Source organism: Actinomyces sp. oral taxon 849 str. F0330 (genome assembly GCF_000239715.1).
Taxonomy (GTDB): domain Bacteria; phylum Actinomycetota; class Actinomycetes; order Actinomycetales; family Actinomycetaceae; genus Actinomyces; species Actinomyces johnsonii.
In genome coordinates, this window is the sequence record NZ_JH470367.1 from 1 (window position 1) to 12,488 (window position 12,488).

9 protein-coding genes and 1 pseudogene are annotated in these 12,488 nt (G+C 68.2%); 3 read left to right on the forward strand and 7 right to left on the reverse strand.

What is annotated here, in order from left to right; all coding sequences use genetic code 11:
- From HMPREF0975_RS13980 to metG, 3 genes and pseudogenes are all read right to left on the reverse strand, one after another.
- Positions 1 to 440: pseudogene (locus HMPREF0975_RS13980) on the reverse strand (G5 domain-containing protein); the annotation flags it as partial.
- A 341-nt stretch (positions 441 to 781) separates the two neighbouring features.
- The gene (locus HMPREF0975_RS13985; protein ID WP_009234875.1) at positions 782 to 1,708 is read right to left on the reverse strand and encodes a TatD family hydrolase; all 927 of its coding nucleotides are present in this window, start codon (positions 1,706 to 1,708) and stop codon (positions 782 to 784) included.
- Between the two features lie 80 nt (positions 1,709 to 1,788).
- The gene (gene metG, locus HMPREF0975_RS13990) at positions 1,789 to 3,636 is read right to left on the reverse strand and encodes a methionine--tRNA ligase (RefSeq protein ID WP_009234876.1); all 1,848 of its coding nucleotides are present in this window, start codon (positions 3,634 to 3,636) and stop codon (positions 1,789 to 1,791) included.
- Positions 3,637 to 4,052: 416 nt separating this feature from the next.
- On the opposite strand from metG, the gene HMPREF0975_RS13995 reads away from it, so the two are divergent.
- On the forward strand, positions 4,053 to 5,156 hold the full coding sequence (locus HMPREF0975_RS13995) for a hypothetical protein (RefSeq protein ID WP_009234877.1): 1,104 nt from the start codon (positions 4,053 to 4,055) through the stop codon (positions 5,154 to 5,156).
- An 84-nt stretch (positions 5,157 to 5,240) separates the two neighbouring features.
- Here HMPREF0975_RS13995 and HMPREF0975_RS14000 read toward each other — a convergent pair whose 3' ends face one another.
- A complete protein-coding gene (locus HMPREF0975_RS14000) occupies positions 5,241 to 5,840 on the reverse strand; it encodes an isochorismatase family protein (protein ID WP_009234878.1) in 600 nt (199 codons plus the stop codon).
- A gap of 128 nt (positions 5,841 to 5,968) precedes the next feature.
- A complete protein-coding gene (gene rsmI / locus HMPREF0975_RS14005) occupies positions 5,969 to 6,949 on the reverse strand; it encodes a 16S rRNA (cytidine(1402)-2'-O)-methyltransferase (protein WP_009234879.1) in 981 nt (326 codons plus the stop codon).
- Between the two features lie 53 nt (positions 6,950 to 7,002).
- Between rsmI and HMPREF0975_RS14010 the strand changes: the two genes are divergently transcribed.
- The gene (locus tag HMPREF0975_RS14010) at positions 7,003 to 9,159 is read left to right on the forward strand and encodes a dolichyl-phosphate-mannose--protein mannosyltransferase (RefSeq protein ID WP_009234880.1); all 2,157 of its coding nucleotides are present in this window, start codon (positions 7,003 to 7,005) and stop codon (positions 9,157 to 9,159) included.
- A gap of 79 nt (positions 9,160 to 9,238) precedes the next feature.
- Here HMPREF0975_RS14010 and HMPREF0975_RS14015 read toward each other — a convergent pair whose 3' ends face one another.
- Positions 9,239 to 10,234, reverse strand: a complete 996-nt coding sequence (locus HMPREF0975_RS14015; RefSeq protein ID WP_009234881.1) for a hypothetical protein — start codon at positions 10,232 to 10,234, stop codon at positions 9,239 to 9,241.
- A gap of 88 nt (positions 10,235 to 10,322) precedes the next feature.
- Between HMPREF0975_RS14015 and HMPREF0975_RS14020 the strand changes: the two genes are divergently transcribed.
- Positions 10,323 to 10,919, forward strand: a complete 597-nt coding sequence (locus HMPREF0975_RS14020) for a TetR/AcrR family transcriptional regulator (protein WP_009234882.1) — start codon at positions 10,323 to 10,325, stop codon at positions 10,917 to 10,919.
- A 323-nt stretch (positions 10,920 to 11,242) separates the two neighbouring features.
- Here the strand turns inward: HMPREF0975_RS14020 and HMPREF0975_RS14025 are convergent.
- A partial coding sequence (locus HMPREF0975_RS14025) for a serine hydrolase domain-containing protein (protein WP_009234883.1) occupies positions 11,243 to 12,488 on the reverse strand: 1,246 nt, incomplete at its 5' end.

A 12,488-nucleotide genomic window follows, 5' to 3' on the forward strand; every position in this document is an offset into this window, starting at 1 on the left:
CCGTCGACGCCGGGGGTCTCCACCTGGGTCTGGCCCGCAGGCAGAGCATCGCTCTCCTTCTGAACCGTGCCGTGGAGCTGGGGCTCGTCGACGGTCGTGGTGGAGATCTCCGCACTGGCGATCTTGCCGGCACCCGCATCCTCGGTGGCCTTGGCCTGCCCGTCGGACTCGGCGCCGAGCAGTCCGAAGGAGCCTCCTGAAGAGGAGTGCCCCTCGTCATCCCCCACGGAGATGGCCGCATAGGCGGCACCGGAGACGGCAAGGGAGAAGGCGGCTGCTGCGCCTCCCGCCTTGAAGAGCATGGGGGTCAGAGCGGTCTTGGCGGGCCCTTCAGCGCGCCGACGGCCGCGAACACCGGAGGCGGTCCGCTTCTTGGCAGCCATGGAGCCGAGGCCGGCGAGTGTAGTACTCAGGGAGCTGGTCTGGGAGTGACGACCCACGATAGAACTTCCTTCGTTTGACGACTGTGTGTCACCGTAGCCGATGACTCGGGGGCGTGCCAATGCACCTGCTCACACCCCGGCGGCTTGTGACCGAACCGTGCGGAGAAGCCCTGATTCCCCACTGTCCCCCACCTGACACACCCCTGAAAGAATAATGACAGTCCGGATGTCGTTCGTCCGGACAAATTCGGTCTCATGACGCCTCCGCCCGTCTCTTTGTCAGGCTCTCGCGCTCACGGCTCGCACCCTGCAAGACGTCAGGGGCCGACGGTCGGCCCCGCCCCAGCCCTCGCCTCGGAACAGCCGAAGGCGATCACTGGGCCGGGTCCGTGCGCGGCCTACCAGGTCCCGTAGACTGCGTCGGTGGTGGCCTGCAGGCGGAGGCAGAGCCGCTCCTCGCCCAGTCCCCGCTGCTCGGCCAGGAAACGGACCGTATCCCCCATGAGGTAGGAGGCGTTGGGCCGCCCGCGCCAGCGTTTGGGAGGGAGGTAGGGCGCGTCGGTCTCCACCAGAAGGAGCTCGTCGGGCAGGACGGCGACCGCCTCGCGCAGGGGCCCATTGGCCGGATAGGTGAGCGGACCGGCGATCGAGGCGTACCAACCGTGCTCGACGCAGACGGCGGCCAGCTCCGCCCCGCCCGAGAAGCAGTGGAAGACGGTGCGCTCGGGGGCGCCGTCGGCCTGCAGTACCTCCACGCAGGCGGCGTGCGCGTCGCGGTCGTGGATCTGCAGGGGCAGGTCGAGATCCTTGGCCAGGGCGATGTGGGCCCGGAAGGCCTCGCGCTGGGTGGCCGCTCCCTTTTCACCGGTGCGGAAGAAATCGAGCCCGCTTTCCCCAACGGCGACGACGACGTCGGCGTTCGCCTTGAGCGTCCCCTCCAGGCGGGCCATGACCGAGTCCAGGGGTTCGGTGTGATGCGCCTGCGCACGGGGCTCGAGCCCGTCGGGTCCGGTCTCCCTCACCCCGGTGTGAAGGACGGCCTCGTTGGGGTGCACCGCCAGAGCCACGCGCACACCGGGCAGTTCTCGGGCCAGGGCCAGGCTGTCCGCCCAGGTGGTGACCTCGCAGGCGGAGGTCACCACGCGGGTGACGCCGGCGGCGGCGGCGCGGCCCACCAGCTCCGCCGCGGTCAGCGGCGCCTCGGAACCGGGCCCGCCGGTGTCCGCGGGAACTGGCAGATGCGTGTGATTGTCGGTTACCGGGGCCGCCAACGGCTCGACGGCGTCGGCCGGCGGCCAGGAGCGGTCGCGCTTCTTGGGAGTCATGCGTGCTCCTCAGAGGATGAGTGTGCTGGGCCTCTGGCGCGCCAGCCGGTCCGCACGGGACAGCGCAGTGGGCACCGCGCTCAGGCGCCGGTAACGTCGTCGGGCGCGGAACCGGTGTAACGGGCCAACTCGGCCTCGACGATCGACTCGTCCAGCTTGGTGAACACCGGGGCCGGCTTGGCCACGGGCGTGCCGACCTCGATCGGGTGGCGCTCCCAGGTGGGGGCGTCCTCGTAGTTGCCGGTGATGATCGGGTAGCCGGTGCGGCCGTCGAAGGCCTCGGGCAGGCGCTCGGGGTCGAGCTCGTCGACTTCCTCAATGTGGGGCATCGGGGCGATCCGGCCGCGTCCACCCAGGACCCGGTCGACGTCGTTGGCGGCGTGCGGCAGGAAGGGCGAGAGCATGAGGTTGAGGTCGGTGACTACCTGGGCCAGCGTGTGCAGGACCGTGGCCAGGCGGGCCTGGGTGGCGGGGTCCTCGCCCTTGAGCTTGAAGGGCTGGGTGTCGGCCACGTACTTGTTGGCCTCGCCGACCAGTCGCATGGCCTCGCCCAGGGCCGCCTTCTGCCGGTGCTGGGCGATGAGGCCGCCCACGGAGGAGAAGCCGGCCTCGACGGCGTCGAGCAGTGCCCGGTCGATGTCCTGGAGCTCAACGGGCTCGGGGATCCGCCCGAAGCGCTTGTGGATCATGGAGGCGGTGCGGTTGACGAGGTTGCCCCAGCCGGCCACGAGCTCGCCGTTGGTGCGCCGCACGAACTCCGCCCAGGTGAAGTCCGCGTCCGCGGTCTCGGGGCCGGCCGCGCAGATGAAGTAGCGCAGGGCGTCGGCCTGGTAGCGCGCGAGGAAGTCACGCACGTAGATGACGATGCCGTGGGAGGAGGAGAACTTCTTGCCCTCCATGGTGAGGAACTCGCTGGAGACGACCTCGGTGGGCAGGTTGAGCACGCCCAGGCGGCCGGGCTCGCCGCCGCTGTCGCCCTGACCGTTGTAGCCCAGGAGCTCGGCGGGCCAGATCTGGGAGTGGAAGACGATGTTGTCCTTGCCCATGAAGTAGTAGGACAGGGCCTGTGGGTCGTTCCACCAGGCGCGCCAGGCCTCGGGGTCGCCGCTGCGGCGCGCCCATTCCACGGAGGCCGACAGGTAGCCGATGACGGCGTCGAACCAGACGTAGAGGCGCTTGGTGGGCTGGTCCTCCCAGCCGGGCACCGGGATGCCCCAGTCGATGTCGCGGGTCATGGCGCGCGGGCGGATGTCGCCCAGCAAGTTCTGGGAGAACTTGATGACGTTGGGCCGCCAGGTCCCGGAGGCCTCGCGCTCGTCCAGCCAGGCGCCCAGGGCCTCGGCCAGCGCGGGCAGATCCAAGAACCAGTGGGTGGTCTGCACGAACTCGGGGGTCTCCCCGTTGATCCGCGAGCGCGGGCCGATGAGGTCGGTGGGGTCGAGCTGGTTGCCGCAGGTGTCGCACTGGTCCCCGCGGGCGCCCTCGGCGCCGCAGATCGGGCAGGTGCCCTCGATGTAGCGATCCGGCAGAGTGCGCCCGGTGGAGGGGGAGATCGCCGAGCGGGTCATCTGCTGGACCATGTAGCCGTTGTCCCGCACGGTGGTGAACATGTCCTGGACCACGCGGTAGTGGTTGCCGGCGGTGGTGCGGGTGAACAGGTCGTAGGACAGGCCCAGGGCCACGAGGTCCTCGACGATGAGACGGTTGTTGCGGTCGGCGAGCTCGCGGGCGCTGACGCCCTCCTCGTCGGCGGCGACGAGGATCGGGGTGCCGTGCTCATCGGTGCCCGAGACCATGAGGACGTCGTGACCGGCCATGCGCATGTAGCGCGAGAAGACGTCTGAGGGAACACCGAAGCCGGCGACGTGGCCGATGTGACGCGGGCCGTTGGCGTACGGCCAGGCGACTGCGGACAGGATGTGGGTCATGGGGGTCAGCCTATCCGGTTCCCGGCCGCTTCAGTCCCCACCGGCCGTGGCTCGCCGCTCGGCGCACGAGCCGGTACGCGCCAGTGCGCCCCGGTCCGTACCGTTCCCACACTGCCGCCAGCATTCAGAGGGCCCGGCCGGGCAAGGCCGCGCGCAACACGGCAGCCGCGTCCTTCTTGCCCGAGCCCCTCTCCTCGGCCCGAGACCGGTCCGCCCGTGCGGCATCGGATACGACCTGCGCGGGCGGACCGGTACCCGGTAGTCTGTCCCGAGTCATGCGGCGCCCGCTCAGCGCTCGTCTTGGATCGTCCTGGTTAGCATCGGCATGTCCTCGCATCGCGTTCGAGCCGCGTACGCCCTCATGACGTGTTCCCACACGCCTCCACATGGACACGTATGGACCAGGAAGGCCAGTTATGTCCCAGTACCCCGGCTCCGCGTACTCCGCGAGCTCAGCAGGATGGTCGGCGAACGGCTACGACCCGGCCCCGCCCGGCGGTCAGCCCTCGCAGTACCCGTCGGCCGCGCCGTTCCAGGCCCCTCAGACCAGCTACTCGGGGGCGGCGGGTCAGCCGGCGGCATCGAAGAACCTGACGGCTCCGACGATTTTGGCCGTGGCCGGGCTCGTCGTCCTTCTCATCGCCATCATCGGCGGGATCGGCTCGGCGGTGACTCGTGGCCAGTTCGATGCCACTATCGCCGATCTGCCGGACGAGCAGGCCGCCACGGTGGGGCTGGACAAGGGCAGCACCTACGGGCTCTTCTACAGCGATGGCGACGATGCACCGGACTGCTCGGTCACCTCACCCGGCGGCGACGACGTCGCCACCAAGTCCAGCTCGTCGTCCACGAAGGTCAAGGGCGGCACGCTCTTCACGACCTTCTCCTCCAGCGAGTCGGGCTCTTACACCGTTGACTGCAACAACGCCTCGGGAGTCTCCGTGGGCGAGATCGTCGCCCCCTCGTCGGCGAAGGCGACCTTGCTGTCGCTGTTCGGAGTCGTCGGCTCGATCATCTTCGCCGTTCTGGGACTCGGGATGGGCGCCGGCGGCATGGCCTGGCGCTCCAAGCTGGCTGCGGCTGGAGCAACACCCGCTCCGGCCGCGGCAGGCGGATCCTTCGACGCGGCGACCGGGACGGCGGCCGGTTCCCCTGCCGTCTATACGCAGGGCGCATGGCAGTCCGGCCAGCAAGCCCCCTACGAGCAATACGCCCAGCAGTCTCAATTCCAGCAGCCCGACCCCGCAGCGCAGCAGGCCCCCTACGCGCCCTCGGCCGCCGGGGCGGAAGCGCCCCAGTACTCGCCGATGGCTCCTACCACTCAGCTCGGTTGGGCGGGCCAGCAACCGGCTCAGCAGCAGGCCCAGCCGGAACAACCGTCGGTATTCACCCAGCCTGTGCAGCCGGGCCAACCCGGTCAGCCAGGCCAGTACCAGCCGGGCCAGCCGAACCAGTACCAGCCGGGCCAACCCGGTCAACCGGGCCAGTACAACCAGCCCGGTGGCTGGCCGGCGCAGTAGCGCAGCTTGACGTCGCTCGGGCGCCCTTGCCGACTCCTGCTCGGCAAGGGCGCCCGTCGCTCAAGCGGCGCGGTCTTGACGACCTCAGCGCGAGGGCGTCAGCTCGATGCCGGCAGCACGCATCTGGACTCGGGCGGCGCGCCCCAGCTCGGGGCTGACCGGCTCGGTCAAGTCTGTCAGGACCCGGACCCGGTAGCCCTGCCGGGCCGCGTCCAGAGCGGTCTCCTTGACGCAGTGGGACTCGGCCAGGCCGACGATGTCGACGGTCTCGATGCCAGCGGCACTCAGGGCGTCTGCCAGAGCGCGCCCCTCGTCGTCGATCCCCTCGAACCCGGAATAGGCGGCGGCGTACTGCCCCTTCTTGACGGCGACGTCCGCGACCAGACCGTCCAGGGCGGGGTGCAGCCGGGCCTCAGCGGTGTCGGCCACCCCGTGGACGGGCCAGGTGTCGATGAAGTCGGGCTCGGATGAGAAGTGCGCACCGGGGTCGATGTGCCAGTCCTGGGTGGTGATCACCAGGTCGTAGTCCTCCCGGCTGGAGGACACGTAGGCGGCGATCCGTTCGGCGACGGCATTGCCGCCGGCGACCGGCAGGGCGCCGCCCTCGCAGAAGGTGGGTTGGACGTCGACGACGATGAGGGCCCGGCGGGTGCCGGTAGCCGGGCTGGTGTGCTGCTCGCTCATAGCTCGACCATAGCGCGATGGCGGGCCAATCGGTTCTCCGGGAGCGAGGATGTCCGCGCCGGGCGAGGTGTACCGAGGCGTGTCGAGGCGAATCGGTGCGAATCAGTGCGGGGCGGAGCCGTCCCTGCTCAGGCGTTGGTCTCACGCAGCTCGAGGGCGGCGCGGTAGACCTCGTTGGGGCGAAGGCCGACCTCGCCGGCCACCCGGGCCGCCGCGGCTTTGAGACGCATGCCGGTCTCTGCCAGCTCCATCGCCCGGCGCGCGGCCTCCTGCAGACCGGCGGGGGCGGGCTCGGCACCGGCGACGACGAGGACCACCTCTCCCAGGACGCCGTCGGCCGTAGCCCGGACGAGCTCGGACAGCGGTGCCCGCAGCACCTGCTCGTGGGTTTTGGTCAGCTCCCGGCACAGCGCCGCCGGACGCTCGCCGCCGAGGGTCTCGGCCATGGCGACCAGGGCGTCGTGGACGCGCCGGGGCGATTCCAGGAAGATCATGGTGCGCTCCTGGGTGGCCAGGGCTTCCAGGGCGCGGTGCCGTTCCCCCGACCTGCGGGGTAGGAAGCCCTCGAAGCAGAACCGGTCCGAGGCCAGCCCGGACAGGGCCAGGGCCGCCAGGACCGCAGAGGGGCCCGGGGCGACGGTGACGGGCACCTGGGCCTGTACGGCGGCCCGGACGAGTCGGTAGCCGGGATCGGAGACCGACGGCATACCGGCGTCTGAGACGACTAGGACGCGCCGACCGCCGCGAGCGGCCTCGAGCAGCTCGGGAGCGCGCTCGCGCTCGTTGTGCTCGTGGAAGGCGATGATGCGTCCGCGGGGCTCGACGTCGAGGCGTCGCGCCAGGGCGCGCAGCCGGCGCGTGTCCTCGGCGGCGATGAGATCGGCCTGCTCCAGGCCCCGCTGCAGTCGCCGGGAGGCGTCGGACGCATTGCCGATTGGGGTGGCAGCCAGAGTGATGGTTCCGCCACGCAGGTCAGGGCTGTGGGCGGTGGGCACGGCATCGGCACTGCCAGCGGCATCGGCGGCACTGGCCTGGCCACCCTCGTCGATCCTGTCATCGTGGCGGTCCCCGACGGCAAGGTCCTCTGCGGGCGGGATGCTCTCAGTCATAGGACACAGTATGTCTCCGCCGTCTCGATCACGCGGCCGCATACACTCGGAGGGTGACAACTCCGAGCGCGCTGTCTCCTGAACAATCCCACGAGCAGTCCCGCGACGGTTCCCCCGGCCCGTACGCGGAACAGGAACCAGCACAGGAACCGGCCCCGACGCGGGCTGAGACACCGGATACCGCACCGGCCGAGGCCTCCGCCGGTGCCGACAGCGCCGCCGAATCCGCCACCGGGCAGACCGACGACGGGGAACGCACTGAGAACGAGCTGCGCACCGCACTCGGGCTTGGCCCGCTGGACTGGGGCATGCCTCGCGCCATGAGGATCCATGGTTGGATCGTCACCAGCATCGTCGGTGTCATCGCCGCACTGTTGCGCCTCATCGGGCTGAGCCACCCCAAGACGCTCATGTTCGACGAGATCTACTACGTCAAGGACGCCTACGCCTTGTGGCACCTGGGCTACGAGGCGAACTGGGCGAAGGACTCCGACGCGGCCTTCGCCTCCGGAGACTTCTCCGGGATGTCCACCCAGGCCGCCTACGTCGTCCACCCGCAGCTGGGCAAGTGGCTCATCGGCGCCGGCATGGAGGTCTTCGGGCCGCAGTCGTCCTTCAGCTGGCGCGTCATGCCGGCCATTGCCGGGATCGCGACGGTTCTGCTGCTGACGCGCCTGACGATGCGCCTGACTCGTTCGCCACTGCTGGCCGGCCTGGCCGGCCTGCTTCTGGCGGTCGACGGCGTGGCCCTGACCGAGTCACGCATCGGGCTGCTGGACGTATTCATCGGCTTCTTCGCCACCCTATCCCTGTACTGCCTGGTGCGAGACCGCGAGTGGTCGCGCGCCAGACTGGCTCGCCTGCTGGCGGGGACCAGGCCCGGGGCGAGGGCGCCGCGCGCCACACTCCGCCCCTGGCTGTTGGCCACCGGTATCGTTCTGGGTCTGACCTGCTCCATCAAGTGGTCGGGGATCTACCTGCTGGCAGTCGTGGGTCTCGCCGTCGTCATATGGGACACGCTCGCGCTGCGACGGGTAGGGGCCCGGGCCTGGTTCCTGGAGGGGACGGTCGCCCAGGGCGTGAGCGACTTCCTGCAAACGGTTCCGGTGGCCGTGGTCGTCTACGTCGGGTGCTGGTGGTCCTGGTTCACCCATCCCAGCGCCTACAAGCACGGATGGACGCTGGAGCAGATCAGGGATCACCAGCCGGTACCCTTCCCCTCATTGCCCAACAGCATCAACGATTTCATCGCCTACCACCAGCAGATGTACGAGTTCCACGTCGGCCTGGCCTCACCGCACACCTACCAGTCGAAGCCCTATGGCTGGCTGCTGCAGACACGGCCGACCTCCTTCTTCTGGGAGGACAAGGCCCAGGTCCCGCAAACCTGTTCGGGTGGGGACTGCGTCCAGGCCATCACCTCAATCGGAAACATCGCCATCTGGTGGTCCGCCGTGGTGGCGTTGGCGGTCATCGTCATCATTGGGGTGAAGAACCGCGACTGGCGGGCGTGGGTGCCCCTCATCGGTTACCTGGGCATGTACGTGCCGTGGTTCCAGTACCGGGACCGCACGATCTTCACCTTCTACACGGTCGCCTTCGTCCCCTGCGTCGTGCTCGTCCTCGTGCTGGCATTGGGTATGGGAGCCGGTCTGCTGCCCCCGTTGCCGGGCTCTGCGGGAGCGGAGGCGCAGGTGTCCGCCCTCAGGAACGGGCAGATCGGCGCCGGCATCCGTCCTTGGCGCGGGGTGGGTGCCCGGTTCCTGGGCTTCGGCCCGCAGTTCGGACGCACACCAGTGTGGACACCGCCGGTAGTGGAGACCGATCCTGGTATGTACCGCATCCACACCAAAGCGGATGATGGCGATCCCGAGGCCCCCGTCGCCAACGCCGCCCGCCAGGCCGACACGGCGGGGGCGCGGGCCATGGCCGAACTGACCGGGTACCCGGCCACGACGACTGCGGTAGTGCCCTCCTCCGACGGCGGAAACGACGACCTGGACGACACCGGCCAGCGCAACCGGTGGGCGTGGTTGGCCAACTGGACGTCGGTACCCACATGGCAGATCCGCAGCGAGGGTGTCTCCCTCATCATCGCGGTCACCGCCCTCGCCTGCACCGCTGCGGCCTTCTGGTGGCCGATCTGGACCGGGCGGACCGTCTCGCGCGCCTTCTGGCTGACGCACATGTTCCTGCAGTCCTGGATCTGAAGCGCATACGGCCCGGCAGCACCGTCGCAGGACCGGGGCAACCGAGGTGCAGCGAGGCAGATCGAGGCGCCAACTGGGATCAACGGTCTCTCCGCGACCGATGATCAAAGACAACCAGCAAGCCGATGCCGGTGAGAATCCACACAAGTGGGACGAGGTAACCCCACTGCCATCCTGCGCCCTCGAAGTAGGCCTCATTGAGCACCGCGCGCACCACATTACCGGTGGGAAGCAGTCTGCTGATGACCTGATAGGGCGGTGTCAGAAACGGCATCGGCAGGATTCCGGTGGCTGTCGCGTTACCCAGGGTCACGAACAGGACCGCCGTGACCACCTGTCCCAACGGCCCGACGACGTCGAGCATGGCCGACCCTGTCGTCACCGCTGATAAACACAGGAGCGAGACCATTGGCCAGCTACTCCAGAAGGCGCCGGGAGCGATAGCGAACCAGGGATCGAGCATGAGAGACACCAGCAGTCCCGCGACTGCGGACACCCCCACCATAACCATCAGCCGAGCCCGCAGCGATAGCCCAACCTGGGAAGCGACAGAGGACAGGGCCTGGGAGAGAACAAAGCCGGTAAGAGCGGTGCCGAACACCGCGAAGAACACGCTGCGGCCCGGAGACGCGTTCGCAGCCACACCCGGGGTCGTGTTGGAGATCCGAAACGGCATCCCCGATCGCTCCGAGATCCGCTCGGCGAGCGGCCGCATATAGGACAGCACGGAAGTCCCATCGACACTGGTGTAGGACAGCTCGACACTCCTGCCCTTCCCATCCAGCGCAATGACGCCGTAGACCTCGTGACGGGAGAGTCGATCGAGCCCCTCCTGACGATCAGTCACAGGAACCAACCGGTACCCGTCACCCACAGCATCCTGCAGATGTGCCGTGTCAGCACCTGCGACAGCCACAGGCAGACGGTGCGGCTCCGGCGCGTTGAACACCTCGATGTAGAAATAGCTGAAGAGCACCCCGGTCAGCAACGCGGAGATGGCCACGGTAAGTACCGCACGAATGACAGTCGCGCGTGGAATGATGCGGGCCTCCGAGGCAATCTCGTCAGACGACATGACATGCAACCTCCTGTAGTCATTGACTGATAACCAGACGAGATTATCAGTCAATTACCACATGCGCCACGGCGTCTAGACTGGCCCCATGAAGGAGCCGCCGGCATCCAGCGATACTGAGCCAAGGACATCGGGACGCGAACGCATCCTGGATGCGGCACTGCACCTGTTCAGCAGATACGGGTTCGCTCGCATCACCACCGACCGCATCGCCCGCGAAGCCGGCGTCAGCCAGGCATACGTGGTGCGCGCCTTCGGTTCCAAGACCAAGCTGATCCGGACTCTGTGCGAGCAAGCCTCCACCCACATCGAGGAGCTGTTCCGCGACACCGCTCCCTTGAGCGACCCCGGCCAGCGCCGCGAGTTCGGCAAGCGTTTCCAGGAGCTGGCCTTCTCATCTGACGAGCTCAGGCTCCTGGCCCAGCTGTTCGTCTGCGGCACCGATGAGAAACTCGGCCCGCTGGCGCGTGAAGGATTCACTCGAGTCAGCCACCTGCTGCACGACGACCTGGGTATTCCGCGAGATGAAACCAGAAGTCTTCTCGCCGTTGGCATGCTGGCAACGACCTTGTCAGCGCTCGACTACGATCGCCCGGCGGATCCACTCATCGAGTATCTCTTCACGGGCAAGGCGCCCACTGGAGACGACTCCGCTGCTGGGAGCAGCCGCTCTTCGCGGCCCTAACCGCAGCGTGAGGGAAGGGGCGGACTCAGTCCGCTTCCGCCGACTTCTGAAGGCGGCGTCCAGGCCCCCCGTTGTCAGCCCTGACAGCTCATCCTCTCGGTCAGAGGAGGGACGGAGGGCGACCACGACGGCGTCGTTCTGCCCCCAGTCCGGCAGCTCAGGCCTTCATCGACTCCGTTCCAGCGCCTTATGGCAGTCTCCCTACTCACCGACGTTTTCTTCACGGACAGCACGTACCGCGTTGCCCACGAAGAAGACGTCGGTGTTGAGGGCCGGCCTGGGCCGCTGAGAGGCAACAGGTCCGGATCACTCGGGCTGCACCGCTACTTGTGGCACAGGGTGGCGTCGACAGCGTCCTCGATCTGCTGGTACTTCTCCTTGGCGGAGCTCTCCAGGTTGCTCTGGTCCGCGATGGCCGAGGGCATGGCGGTCACGGCGATGGTGACGGCGGTGCCGTCGGGTCCGACGGCGTCGTTGGTCTGGTACCCGTGGATCGTCCCACCGTGGCCCCAGGAGGTGCCTCCGCAGCTGAGCGGAGTACCGATGAGGCCCAGCCCGTAAACCACACCTGGCCCGAAACGTGAACTGGCGTCGACGCTTTTCTTCATCTCATCGATGCTGGTCTGGGTCAGCAGCCTGCCGTCGAAGACAGCCTGGAAAAAGGTGTTGAGCTCACTGGGGGTCGACACCATCGCCCCAGCCGCCCACCCCCAAGCCGGATCCATCTCGGTAATGTCCTCCAGCTTGCCCTCAGCACTGAGATGGTAGCCCTGAGGGTGAGTCCCTTTGATGCTCCTATCCCCCGGGGCCGGGAAATAGGTGTGGGACAGTCCCAGTTTCTTGATGATGCGCTGGTCGATCTGCTCGCCCACCGGCCGCTGAGACACCCGTTCAATGAGCATCCCCAACACTACATAGTTCGTATTGGTGTAGGCCCACTGCGTCCCCGGCTCAAAGGCCGCCGGCTTACTCAGAGCCGTGTCCAGTAGATCCCGCGGCTGCGCGTAGTGATCCTTGATTTGGAAGATATCGCTCCTTCCGGGAACGGTGTCGGTGTATTCAGGCAGTCCGCTGGTGTGCTGCAGGAGCTGGCGCACAGTGATCTTCGAGGCGTCGATGCCCTCGCCCTTGATCAGGCCCGGCAGATAGGTCTCGATCGGCTCATCGAGCCCCACCTTGCCCTCCTGAACCATCTGCATGACCACCACGGCCACAAAGGTCTTCGTATTCGACCCGATCCGGACCTCACCGTCCAGCGGCGGGGCCTGACCCGTCTCCAGGCTGCCCTTGCCCACAGCCACCCCCGCCGACTCACCCTTGCTATCCGTCACCGCCGCCAGCGCCGCCGGGTAACCGGCATCCACCAGCCCCTGGGCCCGGGACTTCAGACTCTCAGCCTCCCCCTTCGACGGCGCCGCCGACGCCGCCCCACCAGCAGCCCCCAACGCAATCGCCGCCACCAAAGGCACCGCCAACACCCGACACACCACCGACCTACGACGACGCCCGGGAGGGGCGCCTGCGACGCCCGCTGCTTCAGGGTACTCAGTGGTAACTGCTTCGGAACGG

Bases quoted from the DNA above. Each gene is read 5' to 3' on its own strand.
- HMPREF0975_RS13985 (WP_009234875.1), bottom strand. From the start codon at position 1,708: ATGACTCCCAAGAAGCGCGACCGCTCCTGGCCGCCGGCCGACGCCGTC.
- metG (WP_009234876.1), bottom strand. From the start codon at position 3,636: ATGACCCACATCCTGTCCGCAGTCGCCTGGCCGTACGCCAACGGCCCG.
- HMPREF0975_RS13995 (WP_009234877.1), top strand. From the start codon at position 4,053: ATGTCCCAGTACCCCGGCTCCGCGTACTCCGCGAGCTCAGCAGGATGG.
- HMPREF0975_RS14000 (WP_009234878.1), bottom strand. From the start codon at position 5,840: ATGAGCGAGCAGCACACCAGCCCGGCTACCGGCACCCGCCGGGCCCTC.
- rsmI (WP_009234879.1), bottom strand. From the start codon at position 6,949: ATGACTGAGAGCATCCCGCCCGCAGAGGACCTTGCCGTCGGGGACCGC.
- HMPREF0975_RS14015 (WP_009234881.1), bottom strand. From the start codon at position 10,234: ATGTCGTCTGACGAGATTGCCTCGGAGGCCCGCATCATTCCACGCGCG.
- HMPREF0975_RS14020 (WP_009234882.1), top strand. From the start codon at position 10,323: ATGAAGGAGCCGCCGGCATCCAGCGATACTGAGCCAAGGACATCGGGA.